Origin of the sequence: Amycolatopsis sp. NPDC051045, assembly GCF_040682955.1 — a bacterium.
Lineage (GTDB): Bacteria > Actinomycetota > Actinomycetes > Mycobacteriales > Pseudonocardiaceae > Amycolatopsis.
Genome location: NZ_JBFBCC010000034.1, coordinates 1 through 23,093, shown reverse-complemented (window position 1 = coordinate 23,093; position 23,093 = coordinate 1). Strand labels below are relative to the sequence as shown.

Annotated in this window: 23 protein-coding genes; 18 read left to right on the top strand and 5 right to left on the bottom strand. The window is 71.3% G+C overall.

Annotated features, from left to right (window positions below; translation table 11 throughout):
• Positions 1-22 precede the first annotated feature (22 nt).
• From AB0M80_RS40810 to AB0M80_RS40800, 3 genes are read right to left on the bottom strand one after another with little or no spacing between them, the layout of a single operon-like run.
• A complete protein-coding gene (locus AB0M80_RS40810) occupies positions 23-1,018 on the bottom strand; it encodes a 1-aminocyclopropane-1-carboxylate deaminase (protein ID WP_364575655.1) in 996 nt (331 codons plus the stop codon).
• Positions 1,015-1,659, bottom strand: coding sequence for a GntR family transcriptional regulator (locus AB0M80_RS40805; RefSeq protein WP_364575653.1), 645 nt, complete (start codon positions 1,657-1,659; stop codon positions 1,015-1,017). The genes AB0M80_RS40810 and AB0M80_RS40805 overlap by 4 nt, the downstream gene beginning before the upstream one ends.
• Positions 1,660-1,706: 47 nt before the next feature.
• The gene (locus tag AB0M80_RS40800; RefSeq protein WP_364575651.1) at positions 1,707-2,066 is read right to left on the bottom strand and encodes a DUF1844 domain-containing protein; all 360 of its coding nucleotides are present in this window, start codon (positions 2,064-2,066) and stop codon (positions 1,707-1,709) included.
• A gap of 238 nt (positions 2,067-2,304) precedes the next feature.
• Here AB0M80_RS40800 and infC point away from each other — a divergent pair, with 238 nt between their 5' ends.
• From infC to pheT, 7 genes are all read left to right on the top strand, one after another.
• Complete coding sequence (infC, locus tag AB0M80_RS40795; protein ID WP_364575649.1) at positions 2,305-2,886, top strand: translation initiation factor IF-3; 582 nt, start codon at positions 2,305-2,307, stop codon at positions 2,884-2,886.
• 70 nt (positions 2,887-2,956) lie between these two features.
• On the top strand, positions 2,957-3,151 hold the full coding sequence (gene rpmI, locus AB0M80_RS40790; protein ID WP_364575647.1) for a 50S ribosomal protein L35: 195 nt from the start codon (positions 2,957-2,959) through the stop codon (positions 3,149-3,151).
• A gap of 68 nt (positions 3,152-3,219) precedes the next feature.
• On the top strand, positions 3,220-3,594 hold the full coding sequence (gene rplT, locus AB0M80_RS40785; RefSeq protein ID WP_364511634.1) for a 50S ribosomal protein L20: 375 nt from the start codon (positions 3,220-3,222) through the stop codon (positions 3,592-3,594).
• Positions 3,591-4,406: an RNA methyltransferase gene (locus AB0M80_RS40780; protein ID WP_364575726.1), complete on the top strand. Its 816-nt coding sequence runs from the start codon at positions 3,591-3,593 to the stop codon at positions 4,404-4,406. Before rplT ends, AB0M80_RS40780 begins: the two co-directional genes overlap by 4 nt.
• Before the next feature lie 49 nt (positions 4,407-4,455).
• Entirely contained in the window at positions 4,456-5,286 is an 831-nt protein-coding gene (locus tag AB0M80_RS40775; RefSeq protein ID WP_364575645.1) for a DUF6159 family protein, read from the top strand.
• Between the two features lie 134 nt (positions 5,287-5,420).
• On the top strand, positions 5,421-6,482 hold the full coding sequence (gene pheS / locus AB0M80_RS40770) for a phenylalanine--tRNA ligase subunit alpha (RefSeq protein WP_364575643.1): 1,062 nt from the start codon (positions 5,421-5,423) through the stop codon (positions 6,480-6,482).
• Complete coding sequence (gene pheT / locus AB0M80_RS40765) at positions 6,482-9,046, top strand: phenylalanine--tRNA ligase subunit beta (protein WP_364575641.1); 2,565 nt, start codon at positions 6,482-6,484, stop codon at positions 9,044-9,046. The genes pheS and pheT overlap by 1 nt, the downstream gene beginning before the upstream one ends.
• Positions 9,047-9,332: 286 nt before the next feature.
• On the opposite strand, the gene AB0M80_RS40760 is transcribed toward pheT, so the two are convergent.
• Positions 9,333-10,022 carry a DNA alkylation repair protein gene (locus AB0M80_RS40760; protein ID WP_364575640.1) on the bottom strand — a complete coding sequence of 230 codons (690 nt, stop codon included), beginning with the start codon at positions 10,020-10,022 and terminating at the stop codon, positions 9,333-9,335.
• 193 nt (positions 10,023-10,215) lie between these two features.
• On the opposite strand from AB0M80_RS40760, the gene AB0M80_RS40755 reads away from it, so the two are divergent.
• Together AB0M80_RS40755 and AB0M80_RS40750 are read left to right on the top strand one after the other, a co-directional pair.
• Positions 10,216-11,799 carry an alpha/beta hydrolase gene (locus AB0M80_RS40755; protein WP_364575638.1) on the top strand — a complete coding sequence of 528 codons (1,584 nt, stop codon included), beginning with the start codon at positions 10,216-10,218 and terminating at the stop codon, positions 11,797-11,799.
• A 203-nt stretch (positions 11,800-12,002) separates the two neighbouring features.
• On the top strand, positions 12,003-12,500 hold the full coding sequence (locus AB0M80_RS40750) for a helix-turn-helix domain containing protein (RefSeq protein ID WP_364575637.1): 498 nt from the start codon (positions 12,003-12,005) through the stop codon (positions 12,498-12,500).
• 177 nt (positions 12,501-12,677) lie between these two features.
• Here AB0M80_RS40750 and AB0M80_RS40745 read toward each other — a convergent pair whose 3' ends face one another.
• Positions 12,678-13,643 (bottom strand): YafY family protein, encoded by a 966-nt coding sequence (locus tag AB0M80_RS40745; protein WP_364575635.1) that lies wholly within the window; start codon positions 13,641-13,643, stop codon positions 12,678-12,680.
• Positions 13,644-13,730: 87 nt separating this feature from the next.
• Between AB0M80_RS40745 and argC the strand changes: the two genes are divergently transcribed.
• From argC to tyrS, 9 genes are read left to right on the top strand one after another with little or no spacing between them, the layout of a single operon-like run.
• Positions 13,731-14,759: an N-acetyl-gamma-glutamyl-phosphate reductase gene (gene argC, locus AB0M80_RS40740; RefSeq protein ID WP_364575633.1), complete on the top strand. Its 1,029-nt coding sequence runs from the start codon at positions 13,731-13,733 to the stop codon at positions 14,757-14,759.
• Positions 14,756-15,916 (top strand): bifunctional glutamate N-acetyltransferase/amino-acid acetyltransferase ArgJ, encoded by a 1,161-nt coding sequence (argJ, locus tag AB0M80_RS40735; protein WP_364575631.1) that lies wholly within the window; start codon positions 14,756-14,758, stop codon positions 15,914-15,916. The genes argC and argJ overlap by 4 nt, the downstream gene beginning before the upstream one ends.
• Positions 15,913-16,830, top strand: coding sequence for an acetylglutamate kinase (gene argB / locus AB0M80_RS40730; protein WP_364575629.1), 918 nt, complete (start codon positions 15,913-15,915; stop codon positions 16,828-16,830). Before argJ ends, argB begins: the two co-directional genes overlap by 4 nt.
• Positions 16,827-18,029, top strand: a complete 1,203-nt coding sequence (locus AB0M80_RS40725) for an acetylornithine transaminase (protein ID WP_364575627.1) — start codon at positions 16,827-16,829, stop codon at positions 18,027-18,029. The genes argB and AB0M80_RS40725 overlap by 4 nt, the downstream gene beginning before the upstream one ends.
• Positions 18,029-18,955: an ornithine carbamoyltransferase gene (gene argF, locus AB0M80_RS40720; protein WP_364575625.1), complete on the top strand. Its 927-nt coding sequence runs from the start codon at positions 18,029-18,031 to the stop codon at positions 18,953-18,955. The genes AB0M80_RS40725 and argF overlap by 1 nt, the downstream gene beginning before the upstream one ends.
• Positions 18,952-19,467 carry an arginine repressor gene (locus tag AB0M80_RS40715; protein ID WP_364575623.1) on the top strand — a complete coding sequence of 172 codons (516 nt, stop codon included), beginning with the start codon at positions 18,952-18,954 and terminating at the stop codon, positions 19,465-19,467. Before argF ends, AB0M80_RS40715 begins: the two co-directional genes overlap by 4 nt.
• A 49-nt stretch (positions 19,468-19,516) precedes the next feature.
• Positions 19,517-20,932 (top strand): argininosuccinate lyase, encoded by a 1,416-nt coding sequence (argH, locus tag AB0M80_RS40710; RefSeq protein ID WP_364575620.1) that lies wholly within the window; start codon positions 19,517-19,519, stop codon positions 20,930-20,932.
• 46 nt (positions 20,933-20,978) lie between these two features.
• A complete protein-coding gene (locus AB0M80_RS40705) occupies positions 20,979-21,608 on the top strand; it encodes a DNA-3-methyladenine glycosylase (protein ID WP_364575618.1) in 630 nt (209 codons plus the stop codon).
• Between the two features lie 32 nt (positions 21,609-21,640).
• Positions 21,641-22,915, top strand: a complete 1,275-nt coding sequence (tyrS, locus tag AB0M80_RS40700) for a tyrosine--tRNA ligase (RefSeq protein ID WP_364575616.1) — start codon at positions 21,641-21,643, stop codon at positions 22,913-22,915.
• Positions 22,916-23,093 lie beyond the last annotated feature (178 nt).

Sequence of the window (23,093 nt, the reverse complement as noted above, 5' to 3'; positions counted from 1 at the left end):
GGGCTCCGGCCCCGGGGTGCTCTCAGCCCAGCACGCTCGTGTAGCCGTTCAGCGCCGGCTGCCCGCCGAGGTGGGCGTAGAGGACGTTCGATTCGCGCGGGATCTCGCCGCGGCCGACGAGGTCGATGAGCCCCGCCATGGACTTGCCCTCGTACACCGGGTCGGTGATCATCCCCTCCAGCCGGGCACACGTTTCGATGGCGTCCACAGTGGACTTGTCCGGGATGCCGTAGATCCCGGCGTGGTAACGGTCGTCCAGCTCGACCTCGGGGATTTCCCCGGCGCCGATCAGCTCCGCGGTGTTCCGCGCGATGCGGGTGATCTGCTCCCGGGTCTCGGCCGGCTTGGCGGAGGCGTCGATGCCGAGGATCCGGCGCTCCCGGCCGAGCGCGGTCCCCGCGACCATCCCGGCCTGGGTGCTGCCGGTGACCGAGCAGACGACGACCGTGTCGAAGAAGACGCCCAGCTCCCGCTCCTGCTGCTCCAGCTCGACGATCCAGTTCGCGAAGCCGAGGCCGCCGAGCCGGTGGTCCGAGGCACCGGCGGGGATGGCGTACGGCTTCCCGCCGCCGGCCTCGATCTCGGCGACGACGTCCGCCCAGGCCTGCTTGAACCCGATGCCGAAGCCGGCTTCGACGAGCCGGACGTCGGCGCCGAGGATCCGCGACAGCTGGATGTTGCCGACCTTGTCGTACAGCGGGTCGTGCCAGTCGACCCAGCTCTCCTGCACCAGCACCGCCTTCAGCCCGGCGCGCGCCGCGGCCGCGGCGACCTGGCGGGTGTGGTTGGACTGGATGCCGCCGATGGAGACGAGCGTGTCGGCGCCGTGGGCGAGCGCGTCGGCGACGAGGTACTCCAGCTTGCGGGTCTTGTTCCCGCCGAAGGCGAGGCCGGAGTTCACGTCCTCGCGCTTGGCCCAGATCTTCGCGCCGCCGAGGTGGCCGGTCAGGCGTTCCAGCGGGTGCACCGGCGACGGACCGAACAGCAGCGGGAAGCGCGGGAAGGCGGCCAGGGTCATCGTTCCTCCAGCAGGTCGGTCCAGATGGTCGAGATCACGGAGACGGCCGTTGCGGTGTCACGCTTCTCGAGCGCGTCGATGAGCTTCGTGTGGCGCTCGACGGAGTTCCAGGCCAGCGTCGAGCTGAACCGGGCGTGTTCCAGGCGGCGCAGCAGCGGCGTGTAGCGGTCGAGGGTCGCGGTCACCGCGGCGTTGCCGGCCAGGCGGACCGGGACGTCGTGCAACTCGTCGTCCGCCGCGACGGCGGCCGCGATGTCGCGGGCCTCGATGGCGGCGGCGAAGCGGTCGTTCGCCGCGCGCATCGCGGCGATGTCGGCCGGGCGGCAGCGGGAGACCGCCTGGCGGACGGCGAACTCGTGCAGCAAACGGACGATCTCCCGGGCGTCCAGGACGTCGCGCGACATCACGTCGGAGACCCGCGTGTAGCTCTGGGGCTTGGAGTCGACCAGCCCGTCGTCGGCCAGCCGCAGCAGGGCCTGGCGGACCGGGGCCTTCGACAGGCCGAGTTCGTTCGCGAGGTCGGCGTCCCTGAGCGGGGCGCCCGGGGGCAGTGTGCCGTCGACGATCGCGCGGCGGATGCGTTCGTAGGCCTCGTCGCGCAGCAGCGGACGGGTGACCTTTGAGAGACTCACATCTAACATGTTAGATACCAGAAGGCTCGCCCGGCAAGAACCGGACGAGTGAAAGGTCAGTAGACGGGGCCGGTGTACTTCTCCCCGGGTCCCTGGCCGGGCAGGTCAGGCACGACCGAGGCCTCGCGGAAGGCCTTCTGGAGGGACTGCAGGCCGTCGCGCAGCGGGCCGGCGTGCAGGCCCAGGTACTCCGCGGATGCCGTCACGAGCCCGGCCAGGGCGGTGATCAGGCGGCGCGCTTCGTCGAGGTCGCGGTGCGGGGAGGTGGCGGGGTCGGCGTCGGCGAGACCGAGCCGTTCGGCGCCGGCCGACAGCAGCATGACCGCGGCACGGCTGATCACCTCCACGCTGGGGATGTCCTCCAGGTGGCGCGGGTCCGGGGAATACGGGGGCTGTTGGGAAGGTTGTTCCGACACGTCTGGTACCCTTCCACGTGCGACCAGCCCCCGAGTTCTCGGGGGCGGCAAGTGGAGCCCCGCTCCCACCCGCGTCACCGTACAGGTGGCCGGGTCCGGTCTCGCCCGGACGTGAAGTCCAGGGTGAAGTGCCCGGCTCCGCGGCCGGGTGCGATCGGAAACAGAGTGGGCCCCGCACCGAACGGTGTCGGGGCCTTCGCTATGTGGGCACCAGGTCGAACGAGAACAGGAATATTCCTTGGACCAAGGAGGCCCCATCAGCTCCGAGACACGCATCAACGACCGAATCCGGGTGCCGGAGGTCCGCCTCGTCGGACCCGCCGGCGAACAGGTCGGCATCGTCCGGATCGAGGATGCGCTGCGCCTGGCGCAGGAGAACGACCTCGACCTCGTCGAGGTCGCGCCGCAGGCCCGCCCGCCGGTGTGCAAGCTCATGGACTTCGGCAAGTTCAAGTACGAGAGCGCGCAGAAGGCCCGCGAGTCGCGGCGCAACCAGCAGCTGACCGTCATCAAGGAACAGAAGCTGCGCCCCAAGATCGACCAGCACGACTACGAGACCAAGAAGGGTCACGTGTCGCGGTTCCTGGCGGCGGGCAACAAGGTCAAGGTCACGATCATGTTCCGCGGCCGCGAGCAGTCCCGGCCGGAGCTCGGCTACCGGCTGCTGCAGAAGCTCGCCGAGGACGTCACCGAGCTCGGTTTCGTCGAGTCGTCGGCCAAGCAGGACGGCCGCAACATGATCATGGTGCTGGCCCCGCACAAGAACGTGAAGCCGAAGGCCAAGGCCGAGCCCGCTCCCGAGCAGGCCCCCGAGGCGTAGGCGCCGACCAGCACATGTCAGCGGCTCACCGGGTTCTCCGGTGAGCCGCCGCACGAAAGAGGACTTTGAAATGCCGAAGATGAAGACCCACAAGGGGACGTCCAAGCGGATCCGGATCACGGGCTCGGGCAAGCTGCGCCGCCAGATGACCGGCCGCCGGCACCGGATGGAGAAGAAGTCCAGCCGCGTGACCCGTCGCTTGGAGGGCACCAACGAGGTGTCGCAGACCGAGGTCGGCCGCGTCAAGCGCCTTCTCGGCATCTGATCCCGCAGAACTTGCAGTAACCACCCGGGGCGTCCCCCTTCGCCCCCTGAGATCGACAGGATGGACCCGTGGCACGCGTCAAGCGGGCGGTCAACGCCCAGAAGAAGCGTCGCGCAACTCTCGAACTGGCCAGCGGCTACCGCGGCCAGCGTTCGCGGCTGTACCGCAAGGCCAAGGAGCAGACGCTTCACTCGCTGAACTACGCCTACCGGGACCGCCGTGCCCGCAAGGGTGACTTCCGCCGGCTGTGGGTCACCCGCATCAACGCGGCCGCCCGCGAGAACGGTGTGACCTACAACCGGTTCATCCAGGGCATCAAGGCCGCGGGTGTCGAGGTCGACCGCAAGATCCTCGCGGACCTGGCCGTCAACGACGCCGCCGCCTTCACCGCGCTGGCCGAGCTCGCCAAGGCCAACGTGAACACCGAAAAGAAGTCGGCCTGACCGGCAGCCTTCCCCGACCCGGGGCGGATCCGTTCACCGAACGGACCCCCCGGGTCGTTGCTGCGCGCAAGCTGACGCGGCGCGCGGAACGCGACAAGACCGGCCGGTTCCTGGCCGAAGGCGCCAACGCCGTCGAGGCCGCGCTGGCCGGTGGCACCGTGCACGAGCTGTTCGTCACCGAGCGCGCGGCGGCGCAGCACCCCGGCCTGGTGGACGCGGCCCGTGCGGCCGGCGTCGGCGTCTCACCGATCACCGACCGCGCCGCGGCCGGGCTGAGCGAAACCGTGACGCCCCAGGGCATCGTGGCCGTCTGCGCGCTGCTGGACCGTCCCCTCGCCGAGGCCGTGACCCCGGCCGCCCGGCTCGTGGTGGTGCTGGTGGACGTGGCCGACCCCGGCAACGCGGGCACGGTGATCCGCGTCGCCGACGCCGCCGGCGCCGACGCGGTGGTGCTGGCGGGTGACACCGTCGACCCCCACAACGGCAAGTGCGTCCGCGCGGCCGCCGGCAGCCTGTTCCACCTGCCGATCGCCCGCGTCCGCGACGTCCCCGCCGCGCTGGCCGCCTGTTCGGCCGCGGGCCTGCGGACGTTCGCCGCCCACGGGTACGCCGAGGCCGAACTGGATCGGGTGGACCTCGCCGCGCCGACGGCGTGGGTGTTCGGCAACGAGGCCCACGGCCTGTCCGCCGACGTCCTCGACCGGACCGACCTCGCGGTCCGGATCCCCCTGTACGGCCGCGCCGAGAGCCTCAACCTCGCCACCGCGGCGGCCGTCTGCGTCTACACCAGCGCGATGGCGGCGCGGCGCTGACCAGCGAGTAGGCTGCCGCGATATCCATTGTGGCCACTCGGGGGGATCCATGGGCAGGCTTGCTCGTTCGTACGCGTTGTTCGTCGCTTCCTTGAAGGTGCTGCGCGCCCACAAGGGCCTGACCTGGTTCACGGTCCTGTCCGGCGTCGCCGGGCTCTTCGTCGCCGGGGCGTTCCTGACCCCGGCGTTCTTCCTGTCGCACGTCGAAATCACCGACCACGGCCGGCTCACCGCCGGCTCGTGGGTCCTGCTCGCGGCCTTCTACCTCGTCGCGGCGTTCGTCTCGATCTTCTTCAACGCGGCCCTGATCTCCCAGGCCGACGTCGCGCTGCGCGGCGGCCGGCCGGGGGTCGGCGCGGGCCTGGCCGCGGCCGGACGGCGGTGGCCGGCGCTCCTCGGCTGGGCCGCCGTTTCGGCGACGGTCGGGCTGATCCTCCGGGCGATCGAAGAGCGGTTCGGGTTCCTCGGCCGGATCGTCACCGGGCTGGTCGGCCTGGCCTGGCAGCTCACGACCTTCCTCGTGCTGCCCGTCGTCCTGCTGGAAGGAGCCGGGGTGAAGGACGGCGTCCGGCGGTCGGTGGAGCTGTTCCGCCGGACCTGGGGCGAGAACGCCGCCGGCGGCGCCGGGATCGGCCTGATCGGCTTCATCCTCAGCCTCGCCGGCTACGCCGTGCTGCTGCTCGCCGGCTTCCTGCTCGGCGGCACGGCCACCCTGTTCGTCTGCATCGGCCTGGCGATCGTGTGGTCGGTGCTCGTCGCCGTCTTCACCTCGACGCTGTCGGGCATCTTCCAGACCGCGCTGTACCGCTACGCCGCCGACGGCGTGGTGCCGGGCGAGTTCGCGTCGGTCGACTTCGCCGGGGCGTTCCGCGCGCGTTGACCGTGCATCCGCGCGCCCCGGGCCGACCGGGGGCGTGCGGACCCGATCCCATAGACTTTTCCCGCCTTTGACCTCTCGCGCGCCGCGTGTCCGGCGGAGCGTGAACGACCAGTCCCAGCGGACGCCGAGGAGTTATGTCCGGAGCCACGGAGAACGAAGCCCAGGGTGCGGTCCTCGCCCCCGAGACGCTGCAGGAGGCGGTCAAGGCCGCTCAAGCGGCGTTCGCCGCCGCGACCGGGCTCGAAGCGCTGGCCGAGGTCAAGCCGGCCCACCTCGGCGACCACGCGCCGCTGATGCTGGCCCGCCGCGAGATCGGTGCGCTGCCCAAGCAGGAGAAGGCCGAGGCGGGCAAGCGCGTCAACGAGGCCCGGCAGGCCGTCCAGTCGGCCTTCGACGCCCGCCGCGCCGAGCTCCAGGTGGAGCGCGACGAGCGCGTGCTGCGCGAAGAAGCCGTCGACGTCACGCTGCCGTGGGATCGCATCCCGCGCGGGGCCCGGCACCCGATCAGCACCATCTCCGAACGCGTCGCGGACGCCTTCGTGGCGATGGGCTACGAGGTCGCCGAGGGCCCGGAGCTCGAGGCCGAGTGGTTCAACTTCGACGCGCTGAACTTCGGCAAGGACCACCCGGCCCGGCAGCTGCAGGACACGTTCTACGTCGGCGAGGAGGACTCCGGCCTGGTGCTGCGCACGCACACCTCGCCGGTCCAGGCCCGCACGCTGCTGCACCGCGAGCTGCCGGTGTACGTCGTCTGCCCCGGCCGGACGTACCGCACCGACGAGCTCGACTCGACGCACACCCCGGTGTTCACCCAGGTCGAGGGCCTGGCCGTGGACAAGGGCATCACCATGGCCCACCTCAAGGGCACGCTGGACGCCTTCGCCCGCGCGATGTTCGGCGAGAACTCGAAGACGCGGCTGCGCCCGCACTTCTTCCCCTTCACCGAGCCGTCCGCGGAGGTGGACGTCTGGTTCGAGGAGAAGAAGGGCGGCCCCGGCTGGGTCGAGTGGGGCGGCTGCGGCATGGTCAATCCGAACGTGCTGCGCGCCTGCGGCGTCGACCCCGAGGTGTATTCGGGCTTCGCCTTCGGCATGGGTATCGAGCGCACCCTGCAGTTCCGCAACGGGATCCCGGACATGCGCGACATGGTGGAGGGCGACGTCCGCTTCACCCTTCCCTTCGGAACGGAGGCGTAGTGCGAGTCCCAGTCAGCTGGCTGACCGAACACCTCGATCTCGCTGAGGAGGTCACGCCGCAGGACCTGGCCGACGCGTTCGTCCGGATCGGCATCGAGGTCGACGACCTGAGCGAGCTCGGGCCGGTGACCGGGCCGCTGGTCGTCGGCCGGGTGGCCGAGATCGAGGAGCTCACCGAGTTCAAGAAGCCGGTCCGCTTCTGCCGCGTCGACGTCGGCGAGCCCGCCGACGAAGCCGGGGACGAGGACCTGGACGACGAAGACGAGGACGACGACGAAGCGGGCGAGCTCGACGAGGGCCCGCACGGCATCAAGACCCGCGGCATCATCTGCGGCGCGCGAAACTTCGCCGAGGGCGACCTGGTCGTCGTCGCGCTGCCCGGTGCCGTCCTGCCCGGCGACTTCGCCATCACCGCCCGCAAGACCTACGGCCGGGTCAGCGACGGCATGATCTGCTCGGCGCGCGAGCTCGGCCTCGGCGACGACCACACCGGCATCCTCGTGCTGCCGCCGAGCACCGCGAGCCCGGGCGACGACGCCCAGGAGCTGCTCGGCCTCGACGACGCGGTGATCGAGCTCGCCCCGACCCCGGACCGCGGCTACGCGCTGTCCATCCGCGGGCTCGCGCGCGAGCTTTCGAACGCACTCGACGTGCCCTTCGGCGACCCGGCGCTGATGGAGGTCCCGGCGGCCGAGGGCGACGCGTGGCCGGTCCGCGTCGAGGACCCGGAAGGCTGCCCGCGGTTCGTGCTGCGCCGGGTCACCGGCCTGGACGCGACCGCGCCGACCCCGTGGCGGATGCGGCGGCGGCTGATGCTGGCCGGCATCCGCTCGATCTCCCTGGCCGTGGACGTCACGAACTACGTGATGCTCGAGCTCGGCCACCCGCTGCACGCGTTCGCCACCAAGGCCATCCAGGGCGACCTGGTGGTGCGCCGGGCGAAGGCGGGCGAGAAACTGACCACTTTGGACGACGTCGAGCGCGCGCTCGATCCGGACGACGTGGTCATCGCCGACGACAGCGGCGTCATCTCCCTCGCCGGCACGATGGGCGGGGCGAGCACCGAGATCACGGCGGAGAGCACCGACGTGCTGCTCGAGGCCGCGCACTGGAACCCGGCCGCGATCAGCCGCACCGCGCGGCGGCACAAGCTGTTCTCCGAGGCCGCCAAGCGGTTCGAGCGGTTCACCGACCCGCAGCTGTGCGCGGCCGCGGTCGAGCTGGCCGCCCGGCTGCTGCGCCAGTACGGCGACGCCGCCATCCAGCCGGGCCGCACCGACGTGGGCGTGGTCGAGCCGAACCCGGCGGTCGTGATGCCGATCAACCTGCCCGACGAGGTCGCGGGCGTGAGCTACCAGCGTGGCGTGACGGTCCGCCGGCTCTCCCAGATCGGCTGCAAGGTTTCGGTCGGCACGGGCGACGACGGCACGGGCCTGGTCACGGCGATCCCCCCGAGCTGGCGCGGCGACCTCGGCCAGCCGGCCGACCTCGTCGAAGAGGTGCTGCGGCTGGAGGGCTACGACAGCATCCCGTCGACCCTGCCGGCGGCCCCGGCCGGTCGCGGGCTGACCGACGGCCAGCGGCGCGTCCGGGCGGTGTCCCGGGCACTGGCCGAGGCGGGGTACGTCGAGGTGCGTCCCTTCCCGTTCGTCAGCGACGCGGTGTGGGACGCCTTCGGCCTGCCGTCCGACGACGTCCGCCGCAACGCGGTCGTGGTCCGAAACCCGCTGGAGGCCGACCGCAACCGGCTGGCGACGACGTTGCTGCCGGGCCTGCTGGACACCATGCAGCGCAACGTGTCCCGCGGGATGAAGGACGTCGCGCTGTACCACGTCGGCCAGGTGGTGCTCCCGGCGCCGAACCCGCTCAAGGTCCCGGACCTCGGCGTCGACCGGCGGCCGACCGACGAAGAGCTGGCCCTGCTGGAAGCGGCGGTGCCGCAGCAGCCGCTGCACGTCGCCGTGGTCCTCGCCGGGAACAGGCGCCGCGCCGGCTGGTGGGGCGAAGGCGAGCAGGCGAACTGGGCCGACGCGGTGCAGGCCGCCCGGACGATCGCGGAGGCGGCGGGGGTCCGGCTGACGGTGCAGGCGGCCGATTTGCCGCCGTGGCACCCGGGCCGCTGCGCCCAGCTGAGGGTCGGCGACTGGCCGGTCGGCCACGCGGGCGAGCTGCACCCCAAGGTGGTCGAGGCCCTCGGCCTGCCGCCGCGGACGGTGGCGATGGAGCTGGACCTGGACGCGATCCCGCTGCCGGACTCCCGTCCGGCGCCCAGCGTGTCGGGTTACCCGCCGGTGCTCCTGGACGTGGCCCTGGTGGCGGCGGCGGACGTGCCGTCGGCGGACCTCGCCGAGGTCCTGCGCACGGGGGCGGGCGAGCTCCTGGAGGAGATCACCCTGTTCGACGTGTACGCGGGCGAGCAGGTCGGCGAAGGCAAGCGTTCACTGGCGTATAAGCTGCGTTTCCGGGCACCGGACCGGACGCTCACGGTCGACGAGGCAACGAAGGCTCGCGACGCCGCAGTGGCGGCAGCGGGCGAGCGCTTCAACGCGACCCTGCGCGCCTGACCCGCCCCGGTCCCTCTCCGCCTGCCACAGGCGGAGAGGGACCGGGAACCCGCCCCTTCCGCGTTTCCTCCACAGCCCCGCTGCCCCTTCCGACACGCGCCCGACCCCCATGCTCGCGAGTCGACTCCTCAATCACGTGAGCTGACCCTCCAATCACGCGATCCGACCCGAGCCGACCGCCCAGGTGCGCGAGTCACCCCTCCAAGCACCGAGCCGACCCGCCAGGCACTCGAGCCGATCGCCCAGGCACCCGAGCCGACCCTCCAACAACGTCCGCAGCCGCGCTTCAGCCGATGTGCTTGAGCGCCTCCCGCCTGGACAGCCCGGACAACCCCGGGTGATCGTCCACGAAGGACCGCACCCAGTCCGGGGCCGTCTTCGCGTAATCCCGCAGAGCCCAGCCGATCCCCTTGCGCAGGAAGAACTCCGGCTCGGCGATCGCCGGCTCGATCGCGCGGGTGAGCAGGTCGGTGTCGGTGTCCTCCCTGGCCCCTACCTGGCAGATGATCGCCGTGCGCCGCCGCCAGAGGTCGCTGTCGTTCGCCCATGCCAGCACCGTCGGCGTGACCCGGGCGCGGTGGGCCCGGAGGATCGGGCCGATCCGGTGGATCGCGAGCTCGTCCACGTGGTCCCACCACGCCCCGTTGACGATCATTTCCTCGTACACCGGCACCAGCTCCGGATCCTGCCACCGCCGATACGCCCGGTGCCCGGAAAGATCGATGGCCGCGTAGCGCTCCTCGCGGAATTCGGCCGTTCGCCACAGCTTGAGGACAGTTGCCGAAAATGTCACTCGATCGGGCAATGTGTGGTCGGCCAGCACTTGCTTGAGGAGTGCGCTGCGCTGGGGTTTCGCCACTCCGCGGAAGGGCAGCGCCGACTTCATGTACGCCTGCATCGCCGGGGCTTTCGCCGGGTCGGCCAACCTGGCCAGCCCGGCTCGGATCGCTTCGACCAGCGTTTCGTCCGCGCTCATCTGTCCTCCTGTCGGGTTCCGGCGATCCGCAGCGTACTGCCGGCCACCGACAGTTCCGGCGCTCCGCGGACGGCGCAGGTTCCGACGAAAGAAGGATGGCGAAAGCCGCGTCGGTCAGCGAGATTGTCCAACGATGCCGGTAGTTTTGTCGAAATCTGGCGAACGCTGTCGAATGCGGACGAAAAGGACGACTGTGAAACGAATCGTTGCCGCCATTGCCGCCGCGGGGCTCGCGGCCGGGTTGATGGCCGCTGCGCCCGCCGCCTCGGCGGAACCCGGGGTGCAGTTCACCCCCGCGCCGATCGCCTGGCGCCCGTGCGCGTCGGCGAGCCTCAAGGCCGCGGGTGCCGAGTGCGGCTTCCTCGAGGTGCCGATGGACTACGCCCGGCCGGGTGGGGCGAAGGTCTCCGTCGCGGTGTCGCGGATCAAGCACAAGACCGCGCAGTCCCAGGGGATCATGCTGGTGAACCCGGGCGGCCCCGGCGGTTCCGGCCTCGGCCTGTCGGTGCTCGGCAAGTACGTGCCGAACCACGCCGGGGACAACTACGACTGGATCGGCTTCGACCCGCGGGGCGTCGGGTCCAGCAAGCCCGCGATCAGCTGTGACGGGAACTACTTCAGCTACAACCGGCCGGCCTACGTGCCGACCACGCCACAGCTGGAGAAGACCTGGCTCGCCCGCTCGAAGGGGTACGCCGACGCGTGCCGCAAGAACGGCGCGATCCTCGACCACCTCAAGACGACCGACGTCGCGCAGGACATGGACAGCCTGCGCAAGGCGCTGGGCGAGAAGCAGATCAACTTCTACGGCTTCTCCTACGGCACCTACCTCGGCCAGGTGTACAGCACGCTGTACCCGAAGAACGTCCGCCGGATGGTGCTGGACGGCAACGTCGACCCGCGGAAGGTCTGGTACGAGGCCAACCTCGACCAGGACGTCGCGTTCGACAAGAACATCAAGACCTACTTCGGCTGGCTGGCCGGGTACGACGACGTCTACCACCTGGGCAAGACCGGCGACGCCGTCGAAAAGCTGTGGTACGCCACGCAACGCAAGCTCGCCGCGAACCCGGCGGGCGGGGTCATCGGCGGGGACGAGTGGACCGACATCTTCCTGCAGGCCGGCTACTACGTCTTCGGCTGGGTCGACATGGCCAAGGCGTTCGACGGCTACGTGCACAAGGGTGACTGGCAGACCCTGAAGGCGCTCTACGACGACTCGAACCCGCCTGGCAACGACAACGGGTTCGCCGTGTACCTGGGCGTGCAGTGCACCGACGTGCAGTGGCCGACCGACTGGAACAGGTGGCGGGTCGACAACTGGCTGACCTACTTCAAGGCCCCCTTCGAGACCTGGGGCAACGCCTGGTTCAACGCGCCCTGCGCGTACTGGCCGGCGAAGGCGGGCACGCCGGTGAACATCGACGGCAGCAAGGTGGCGGGCGCGCTGTTGATCAGTGAAGAGCTCGACGCCGCCACGCCGTACGCCGGCAGCCTCGAGGTGCGGAAGCGGTTCCCGCGCTCGAGCCTGATCAGCGCGCCGGACGGGACGACGCACGCCGGTTCGCTGTCCGGCGTGTCCTGTGTGGACGACAAGATCGCCGACTACCTGGCCACCGGCACCCTGCCGAAGCGTCAGCGCGGCAACCAGTCGGACGTCCAGTGCAGCCCGGTGCCGCAGCCGGTGCCCGACGGCGCCGCGGCGCAGAAGTCGGACAACTCCGCGAAGGCTGCCCAGGAGAAGCAGGACACGCTGGCCCAGCTGCTGCACTTCTGAGCGAAGAAGTTCCCTCCCGCTGCCCCGGTCCGGTTCATCCGGACCGGGGCAGCGTCTTGTCCGCCGATGTCTCATCGTCGCCTCCTGATGACGGTTCGTGGTCACCGGGGACGTTAGGGGAGGGGTCCGACAATTTCGGAGCGAAGTGGGCCGTGCGCAGCGCGTAGCCGAAAATTGTCGGGGGTGCGCGCTAGCTTCGTGGCATGTCGATCATCGAAGAGCGCCGGACCGAGATCCGGGCACAGGACAACACCTACCAGATCGTGGTCGCGACCAGGACGGACGTCGACCGCGCCGAACCCACGCCGCGGGTGATGATCACCCTGGAAGCCGGCGGACCCGGCGGCGAACCGGTCGCCGAGGGCAGCCTCGACCTCGACCTCGCGGTGGCGGCCACGGTGGCCGACCTCGTCACGGACGGGTTGCTGTCCGCAACCGGCGCGGGCCGCGCGCCGCAACGAAGATCCGCGGGCCGTCCTGCCCAGCAGGGCCGCCCGTGGAGCGAGGAGATGGACGCGGAGCTGGAAACCCGGTGGCTCGCGGGGGAGAGCGTCGCGCAGATCGCGGCGTACTTCGAGCGCACCCCCGGCGGCATCCGCGCCCGCCTGCCGCGCGTGGGCTGCGACCCGGAGAACCCGGGTTGTTATCTGCCGGTCCCGCCGAGCAGGCGCACGGACCTGGACGGAGGTGAACCGGCCTGAGTGGCCGCGGTGGGCCGGTCCGAGTGACCGGCCCACCGTCGGACACCGGTGCCGGCTCGTGGACCGACCAGGGGAGGAAACGTGGACGTACCAGTGCGGCGCTGCCGCACGGCTCCGACGCGGGACCGGGAAGGAAAAGCTCGTTCCGAGCGTCCTGCCGCGCGCGGAAGTGGCCGGTCAATCGTGCAGAACCACGCCTGCTCCCGCATTGGCGCGGGCCGCGAGCACCTTCAGATGAGCCACCAGTTCCGGCGGCTCCTCGACCGTGAATGCGCACCCCAGCCCGAGCAGCCGGAACGCGAGCCAGTCCAAGGTGTCCGCGTGGCTCCGCCACCGGCACCGGCCGTCCGCCAGTGCGGTCAGCTCGCCGGCGCCGCCGAGGCGGGGCGCCACCTCCGACGCCGGCTCGGCCAGGACGGCCACCGCCCGGTAGGTCGGCGCCAGGTCGTAGAGCCGGTCGAGGACGTAGGCCCCCAAGTCCGCGGCGGGCGGCCTGCGCGGGACCGCTCGGCCGCCCGTCGCCTGGGCCTCGCCGACGCGGTCGACGCGGAAGACCCGCCAGTCCGCGCGATCGAGGTCGTAGGCGACCAGGTACCAGCGGCGGCCGGCGGCGACCAGCCGGAGCGGCTCGGCCCGGCGCCGGGTCTCGGCCCCGTCGTTCGCGCGGTAGCGGAACCGGACCGTCTCGTGGTTGGTGATCGCCCCGGCGAACACCGTCAGCTGCGCCGGGTCGACGACGGGCCCGGTGGCCGGCACGGTGACGGTCGCCGTGCCGATCGTGCCCACCCGGCGGCGCAGCCGCGCCGGCAGGACCTGCTCCAGCTTGGCCAGCGCCCGCACGGACGCTTCCTCGATGCCGTCGATCGGCTGGCCCGCCGCGGTCCGCAGCCCCACCGCGATCGCGACCGCTTCCTCGTCGTCGAGCACGAGCGGAGGCATCGCGGTGCCGGCGACCAGCCGGTACCCGCCCGCGACGCCGCGGCTGGCCTCGACCGGGTAGCCCAGCTCGCGCAGCCGCTCGATGTCGCGGCGGATGGTGCGCGGGCTGACGCCCAGCCGGTCGGCCAGTTCGCTGCCCGGCCACTCTCGAGGGGTCTGGAGCAACGAAAGCAGGCCGAGCAGCCGCGCCGGGGTGTCCGTCATCCGCCCAGCATCCCAAGCCGCTCCGGCGGGGTGGCGGGCACCACTCCGGGTTTGTTTAGACTTGCAAGGGCGTGCATAATCATGCGTATGACGGTGAACATCGCGGTGGCCGGAGCCAGCGGGTACGCGGGCGGCGAACTTCTGCGCCTGCTCCTGGCCCATCCCGAGGTCGAGATCGGCGCGCTCACGGCCGCCAGCAGCGCGGGCACGAAGCTCGGCGTCCACCAGCCCCACCTCGTCCCGCTCGCCGACCGCGTCCTGGCCGAGACGACGCCAGAGACCCTCGCCGGCCACGACGTCGTCTTCCTCGCGCTGCCCCACGGCCACTCCGCGGAGCTCGCGGCGCAGCTCGGCCCGGACGTCCTGGTGGTCGACCTCGGCGCCGACCACCGCCTGGCCGACGCGGACGACTGGCAGCGCTGGTACGGCGGCGACCACGCCGGCCAGTGGCCGTACGGCCTGCCCGAGCTGCCCGGCGCCCGCGAAAAGCTCGCCGGTACCAAGCGCATCGCCGTGCCCGGCTGCTTCCCGACCGGCGGATCGCTGGCCCTGGCGCCCGCGTTCGCCGCCGGGCTGATCGAGCCCGACGTCACGATCGTCGCGGTCACGGGAACCTCCGGCGCCGGCAAGAGCCTCAAGCCGAACCTGCTCGGCTCCGAGGTGATGGGCTCGGCCAGCGCGTACGGCGTCGGCGGCGCCCACCGCCACACCCCCGAGTTCGCGCAGAACCTCTCGGAGGTCGCCGGGGAAAAGGTCACCGTGTCCTTCACCCCGGTGCTCGCACCGATGCCCCGCGGCATCCTCACCACGGCCAGCGCCCCGCTGAAGGACGGCGTCGACGAGGCCGCCGCTCGGACGGCCTACGAAAAGGCCTACGACGCCGAGCCGTTCGTCCAGCTGCTGCCCGCGGGTGCCTGGCCGGCGACCGCGTCGACCCTCGGCTCGAACAACACCCAGCTGCAGGTCACGGTCGACACCGGCGCGCGGCGCCTGGTGGTCGTCGCCGCGATCGACAACCTCACCAAGGGCACCGCCGGTGGTGCCGTCCAATCGATGAACCTGGCCCTCGGCCTCCCGGAAACCACCGGGCTTCCCACCGTAGGAGTGGCACCGTGACCGTCACCGGCCCCCAGGGCTTCCGCGCCGCCGGCGTCGCCGCCGGGATCAAGGCCTCCGGCGCGCTCGACCTCACCCTGGTCGTCAACGACGGCCCGCTCGACGTCGCGGCGGGCGTCTTCACCCGCAACGTCATCAAAGCCGCGCCGGTGCTGTGGTCGCAGGAGGTGCTCAAGCAGCAGCGGCTGAAGGCCGTCGTCCTCAACTCCGGCGGCGCGAACGCGGCCACCGGGCCCGGCGGCTTCCAGGACACCCACGCCACGGCCGAGAAGGTCGCCGAAGTCCTGCAGGTGGGGGCCATCGAGGTCGCCGTCTGCTCCACCGGCCTGATCGGCGAGCGGCTCCCGATGGCCGCCGTGCTGTCCGGAGTGGACGCCGCGGTCAAGGCCCTCGACGCGAGTGCCGAGGCGAGCCTGAACGCCGCCGAGGGCGTGATGACGACCGACTCGAAGCCGAAGCAGGCGCTCGCCGAGCACGAGAGCGGCTGGAGCGTCGGCGGCTTCGCCAAGGGCGCGGGCATGCTCGCGCCGAACCTCGCCACCATGCTTTCGGTGCTGACCACCGACGCCGTGGTGGACAAGGGAACCCTCGACCGCGCGCTGCGCGCGGCGACCCACGTCACCTTCGACCGGCTCGACGTCGACGGCGGCACGTCCACCAACGACACCGTCCTGGTCCTGGCGTCCGGCGCGAGCGGGGTCGAGCCGACCGAAGCGGAGCTCACCGAGGTGCTCACCGCGGTGAGCCACGACCTGGTGCTCCAGCTGCGCGCGGACTCCGAAGGCGCCACCAAGGACGTCGACGTCACCGTCCGCGGCGCGGACACCGAAGCCGACGCGATCGCCGTCGCCCGCACGATCGCCGAGGACAACCTGGTCAAGACGGCGCTGTTCGGTTCCGACCCCAACTGGGGCCGGATCGCCATGGCCCTCGGCCGGGTCCCGGCCCGCATCGACCCGGACGCGGTGTCGATCGCGATCAACGGCGTCACCCTGTTCGCCCAGGGCGTGCCCGCCGCCGACCGGTCCGAGGCGGACCTCACCGGCCGGGCCGTCGAGATCGTCGTCGACCTCGGTGTCGGCACCAGCACGGCGACCATCTACACCACGGATCTTTCGCACGGTTACGTCGAAGAGAACAGCGCGTACTCCTCATGAACCAGGAGGCTCTGATTTCCGCGGACGAGAGACTGGCGACGGCGGCCGAGAAGGCCGGAGTGCTCATCGAGGCGCTGCCCTGGCTGCAGCGGTTCCACGGTGCCACCGTGGTGGTGAAGTACGGCGGCAACGCCATGATCGACGACGAGCTCAAGGCGGCCTTCGCCGAGGACATGGTGTTCCTCCGCCTGGCCGGCCTGCGTCCGGTGGTCGTGCACGGCGGCGGCCCGCAGATCACGGCGATGCTCAAGCGCCTCGGCGTCGAGGGCGAATTCAAGGGCGGCCTGCGGGTCACCACGCCGGAAACGATGGACATCGTCCGGATGGTGCTCACCGGGCAGGTCAGCCGGGAACTCGTCGGCCTGATCAACGCACACGGGCCGTACGCGGTCGGCATCTCCGGCGAGGACGCCCGGCTGTTCACCGCCGAACGCAAACAGGCCACTGTGGACGGCGAGCAGGTCGACATCGGGCTCGTCGGCGAGGTCGCCGAGGTCAACCCGGACGCGGTGCTCGACATCGTCAACGCCGGGCGCATCCCGGTGGTGTCCACGGTCGCCCCGGACGTCGACGGCGTCGTGCACAACGTCAACGCCGACACGGCCGCGGGTGCGCTGGCAGCCGCGCTGGGCGCCGAAAAGCTCGTGGTGCTCACCGACGTCGAAGGCCTGTACGCGAACTGGCCCGACCGGTCGTCGCTGATCGACCGCATCCGCGTCGACCACCTCGAACCGATGCTGCCCAGCCTGGCCAGCGGCATGATCCCGAAGATGGAGGCGTGCGTGCGCGCCATCCGCGGCGGCGTGCGCCGGGCGCACGTGATCGACGGCCGTCTCGCCCACTCGGTGCTGCTGGAGGTCTTCACCTCGCGCGGCGTCGGCACCATGGTCTTCCCCGAAACGGAGCTCCCGTGACCGACTTCAAGTCCAATGCGGATGGTCAGCAGCACTGGCAGTCCGCCCTCATGGACAACTACGGCACGCCCAAGCTGACGCTCGTCCGCGGCGAGGGCGCGAAGGTGTGGGACGCCGACGGCCGCGAGTACGTCGACCTGGTCGGCGGCATCGCCGTCAACGCGCTGGGCCACGCGCACCCGGCGATCGTCGAAGCCGTCACCGAGCAGATCAAGCGGCTCGGCCACACGTCGAACCTGTACGTCAACCCGGTGGCCGTCGAGCTCGCCGAAGCGCTGCTCGACGTCGCCGGCCTCACCGGCCACGGCAAGGTGCTGTTCGTGAACTCCGGTGCCGAGGCCAACGAAGCCGCGCTGAAGATCAGCAGGCTGACCGGGCGCACCAAGGTGGTCGCCGCCGAGGGCGCCTTCCACGGCCGGACCATGGGCGCGCTGACGCTCACCGGCCAGCCCGCCAAGCGGGACGCCTTCAAGCCGCTGGTGCCCGGGGTGGAGCACGTGCCGTTCGGTGACGTCGAGGCGCTCAAGGCCGCCGTCGACACCGAAACCGCGGCCGTCTTCCTGGAGCCGGTGCTCGGGGAGGCGGGCGTCATCCCGGCGCCGGACGGCTACCTGCAGGCCGCCCGCGAGATCACCAAGGCCACCGGCACGCTGCTGGTACTCGACGAGGTGCAGACCGGCCTCGGCAGGCTCGGCACCTGGTTCGGCTACCAGCAGGCCGGCATCGTGCCGGACGTCATCACCCTGGCGAAGGGCCTCGGCGGCGGGCTTCCGCTGGGCGCGGTGATCGGCGTCGGCGCGGCGGGCGACCTGCTCAAGCCCGGTCAGCACGGCACCACCTTCGGCGGCAACCCGGTCTGCTGCGCGGCCGGCTTGGCCGTGGTGAAGACCATCGCCGCCGACGGCCTCCTCGACCACGTCGCCTCGCTCGGCAAGGACATCGCCGCGGGCGTCGAGGCGCTGGGGCACCCGCTGGTCGCCGGGGTCCGCGGTGCCGGGCTGCTGCTCGGCATCGCCTTGAAGCAGCCCGTCTCGGCGGCGGTCGCCCAGGCCGCCCAGGACGCCGGCTACCTCGTCAACCCGGTCGCGCCGGACACCATCCGGCTCGCGCCCCCGTTCGTGCTCGACGGCGACCAGGCGGACGGCTTCCTCGCCGCACTTCCGAACGCGCTCGACTCCACCACGAAGGACTCCGACTGATGCTTCGCCACTTCCTCCGCGACGACGACGTCAGCCCGGCCGAACAGAAGGCCATCCTCGACCTCGCCGACGCGCTCAAGGCCGATCCGCTCGGGAACAAGACGCTGGCCGGCAAGTCGATCACGGCGATCTTCGAGAAGAACTCGACGCGGACCCGGTTCTCGTTCGAGGTCGGCATCAGCCAGCTCGGCGGCCACCCGGTGATCGTCGACGGCCGCTCGATGCAGCTCGGCCGCGAAGAGACCATCGAGGACACTTCGCGGGTCCTGTCGCGTTACGTCGACGGGATCGTGTGGCGCACCTTCGCGCAGAAGCGTATCGAGGCGATGGCTTCGGCCGCGTCGATCCCGGTCGTCAACGCGCTCACCGACGAGTTCCACCCGTGCCAGGTGCTCACCGACCTCATGACGATCCGCGAGCGCAAGGGCGAGCTCGCCGGGCTCACCCTCGTCTACCTCGGCGACGGCGCCAACAACATGGCGCACTCGCTGCTGCTCGGCGGCGCCACCGCCGGAATGCACGTCCGGGTCGTCTCGCCGGTCGGCTTCCAGCCGGATCAGGGCGTCATGCTGGACGCGAAGAAGCGGGCGAGCGAGACCGGCGGCAGCACCACCGTCTTCACCGACCCGTACGCGGCGGTCGACGGCGCGGACGTGCTCGTCACCGACACGTGGACGTCGATGGGGCAGGAGAACGACGGGCTCGACCGGGTGGGCCCGTTCCGCGCCCTCCAGGTCAACACCGAGCTGCTGAAGAAGGCCGCGGACGACGCGATCGTGCTGCACTGCCTCCCGGCCCACCGCGGCTGGGAGATCACCGACGAAGTGCTCGACGGGCCGGCCAGCGCGGTGTGGGACGAGGCGGAGAACCGCCTGCACGCCCAAAAGGCGCTGCTGGTCTGGCTGTTCGAGGAGAGCAGGCGATGACCGGCAGCCGGGTGGGCAGGCAGGCGAGGATCACCGAACTGGTGTCCTCCACGACCATCCGCAGCCAGACCGAGCTGGCCAAGCTGCTGGCCGCCGAAGGCATCGAGGTCACCCAGGCGACGTTGTCGCGCGACCTCGACGAGCTGGGCGCGGTCAAGCTGCGCGGCCCGGACTCGGGCGCGCCGGTCTACGTCATCCCCGAAGACGGCAGCCCGGTCCGCGGGGTGCAGGGCGGCACGTCACGGCTTTCGCGGCTGCTGGCCGAGCTGATGGTCTCGGCGGATTCGTCGGGCAACCTGACCGTGCTGCGGACGCCGCCGGGCGCGGCCCAGTTCCTGGCCAGCGCGATCGATCGGGCGGCCCTCGAAGAGGTCGTCGGCTCGATCGCGGGCGACGACACGGTCGCCGTGATCGCCCGGGAACCCCTGACGGGCAAGGGCCTGGCCGAGCGCTTCGACGCGCTCGCGCAGCGTTCGGCCGCGGCGGAACCCGGAGACGAAGGACCGGCTTGACCGGGTACCTTCGCCCGAACCGACGAACACACCGAGGAGAAACGAAACAGTGAGCGGGAACGAGCAGCCGGTGCAGCTGTGGGGCGGCCGGTTCGCCGGCGGCCCGGCGGAGGCCATGGCCGCGTTGAGCGCATCGACGCACTTCGACTGGCGCTTGGCGCCTTACGACATCGCCGGGTCCCGCGCGCACGCTCGCGTGCTGCACAAGGCCGGCCTGCTCACCGACGACGAGCTGACAAGCATGCTGGCCGCGCTCGACACGCTCGCCCAGGACGTCGCGTCGGGGGAGTTCACCCCGACGATCGCCGACGAGGATGTGCACACGGCTCTCGAACGCGGCCTGCTCGAGCGCGCGGGCACCGACCTCGGTGGCAAGCTGCGCGCCGGTCGTTCCCGCAACGACCAGGTGGCCACGCTGTTCCGGATGTGGCTGCGGGACGCCGCCCGCCGAGTCGTCGCCGGCACGCTGGAAGTCGTCGACGCGCTGGTGTCGCAGGCGAAGCGGCACCCGGAGGCGATCCTGCCCGGCCGCACCCACCTGCAGCACGCCCAGCCGGTGCTGCTGGCCCACCACCTGTTGGCCCACGGCCAGGCGCTGCTGCGCGACGTCTCGCGGCTGCAGGACTGGGACGTCCGCACGGCCGAGTCGCCGTACGGATCGGGCGCGCTGGCCGGCTCGTCGCTGGGCCTCGACCCCGAGGCCGTCGCCGAGGAGCTGGGCTTCGCGACCAGTGTCGAGAACTCCATCGACGGCACGGCTTCGCGCGACTTCGTCGCCGAGTTCGCCTTCGCCGTCGCGATGCTCGCGGTGAACCTGTCCCGGATCGCCGAAGAGGTGATCATCTGGAACACCGCCGAGTTCGGCTACGTGACGCTGGACGACGCCTGGGCCACCGGCAGCTCGATCATGCCGCAGAAGAAGAACCCGGACGTCGCGGAGCTGACGCGTGGCAAGGCCGGCCGCCTGATCGGCAACCTCACCGGCCTGCTGGCCACCCTCAAGGCGCAGCCGCTGGCCTACAACCGCGACCTGCAGGAGGACAAGGAGCCGGTGTTCGACTCGGTCGAACAGCTCGAGCTCCTGTTCCCGGCGATCGCCGGCATGCTCGCCACGCTCACCTTCCACACCGACCGGCTCGCCGAGCTGGCCCCGGCCGGCTTCACCCTGGCGACCGACATCGCCGAGTGGCTGGTGCGCCAGGGCGTCCCGTTCCGCGTGGCGCACGAAGCTGCGGGCGAAAGCGTCCGCGTCGCCGAGGCCCGCGGTGCCGGCCTGGACGAGCTGACCGACGAGGAGTTCGAGAAGATCAACCCGGCACTCACGCCCGAGGTGCGCGCGGTCCTCACCGTCGAAGGCTCGGTGAAGTCCCGCGACGCCCGGGGCGGCACGGCGCCCGCGCGCGTGGCCGAACAGCGGGCGCGGCTCGAAGAGCGTGTCACCGCGGCCCGCCAGTGGCTGAACTGAGCCACTGGTTACGCTCGGTCGCCTGACGGAACGAGGGGGAGATCGAGTGAGTGACCGGCTGTTCACCCGTGCGGAGCTGGCCCTCGACCCGGTCGACCTGGCCCCCCTGCTGCTGGGGTCGGTCCTGGAAGCCGACGGTCCCGACGGCACCGTCGGCGTCCGGCTCGTGGAGGTCGAGGCCTACCGCGGTGAGGACGATCCCGCGTCGCACTGCTACCGCGGTCAGACGCCGCGGAACGCCGTCATGTGGGGTCCCGCCGGGCACCTGTACGTCTACTTCGTCTACGGAATGCATTTCTGCGCGAACATCGTCGGCTCCCAGGACGGCGTCGCCGGCGCGGTGCTGCTGCGCGCCGGCGAAGTCGTCACGGGCGTCGACGTCGTCCGCAAGCGGCGCCCGGCCGCGCGGGGGACCGGCGAGCTGGCGAAAGGCCCCGCCATCCTCACGTCGGTGCTGCGCATCGACCGGGAGCAGAACGGCGTCGACCTGACCGACCCGGCGTCACCCGTCCGGCTGTACGTGGGTGAACGCGTGCCGGCCGAGCGGATCCGCACCGGCCCGCGCGTCGGCGTCGCGATGGCGATGGACACGCCGTGGCGGTTCTGGGTCGACGGCTCGCCGGCCGTGTCCACCTACCGCCGGGGCGGGAAGCGGCGGGTCCGACCCGCCAGTTAGTCGGTTGACCTGGTGCGGGAGGATCTACAGGCGTGAGCGAACACATCCTCGACGAGCTGTCCTGGCGCGGCCTGATCGCGCAGTCCACCGACATCGACGCCCTCCGGCGCGAGCTCGACCAGGGTCCTGTCACGCTCTATTGCGGGTTCGACCCGACCGCGCCCAGCCTGCACGCCGGCAACCTGGTCCCGCTGCTCATGCTCAAGCGGTTCCAGCGGGCCGGGCACCGGCCGATCGTGCTGGCCGGCGGCGCGACCGGGATGATCGGCGACCCGCGCGACACCGGCGAGCGCACGCTGAACACCCTCGACGTCGTCGCCGAATGGGCCGGTCGCATCCGCGGCCAGCTCGAACGGTTCGTCGACTTCGACGACTCGCCGACCGGCGCGATCGTCGAGAACAACCTGAACTGGACCGGGCAGCAGACCGCCCTGGAATTCCTGCGCGACGTCGGGAAGCACTTCTCGATCAACGTCATGCTCAACCGGGAGACGGTGAAACGCCGGCTCGAGGGTGACGGCATGTCGTACACCGAGTTCAGCTACCTGCTCCTGCAGTCGCAGGACTACCTGCAGCTGCACCGCCAGTACGGCTGCAAGCTGCAGGTCGGCGGGTCCGACCAGTGGGGCAACCTCGTCGGCGGTGTCGACCTGATCCGGCGGACCGACGGAGCGGGCGTGCACGCGCTGACCGCGCCGCTGGTCACCGACGCCGAGGGGCGCAAATTCGGCAAGTCCACGGGCGGGGGCAACCTCTGGCTCGACCCGGAGATGACGTCGCCGTACGCCTGGTACCAGTACTTCGTCAACGTGGGCGACGCCGACGTGGTCCGCTACCTGCGGATGTTCACGTTCCTCGACCAGGAGGAGATCGCCGCGCTGGCCGAGGACACCGAACAACGTCCCCACCTGCGGGCCGCGCAGAAGCGGCTGGCGGAGGAGTTCACCACCCTGGTGCACGGCGAGGAGCAGACCCGGCAGGTGATCAACGCCAGCCAGGCGCTGTTCGGCCGCGGCGAACTCGGTGAGCTCGACGAACGCACGCTCGACGCGGCGATGTCCGAGGTGCCGAACGGCAAGGTCGCCCCGGCGGACGAGCCGACGATCGTCGACCTGCTGCTCGCCGGGGGACTGGTGGACAGCAAGGGCGCCGCGCGCCGCACGGTCAAGGAGGGCGGTGCCTACGTGAACAACGTGAAGATCGCCGACGAGGACTGGAAGCCGGCCGCGAGCGACACCCTCCACGGCAAGTGGCTCGTGGTCCGTCGCGGGCGGCGCAATGTCGCCGGCGTCGCGCTCGGCGGCTGATCGGCTCCCAGCGGCCCGAAACAGGGCGTTGACCTGCAGGAACGAGGTTAAGGTACCCCCCTGTTTCGGGCCCCCTGGCGGGGTGTAAAGTTCTCCAAGTCGCCAGGGAAACCGGGTGGCCACCGGGACACGAACCAAGCTCTCGCGGATCGCGATTGAGTGGGTGTCCCACCAAAGA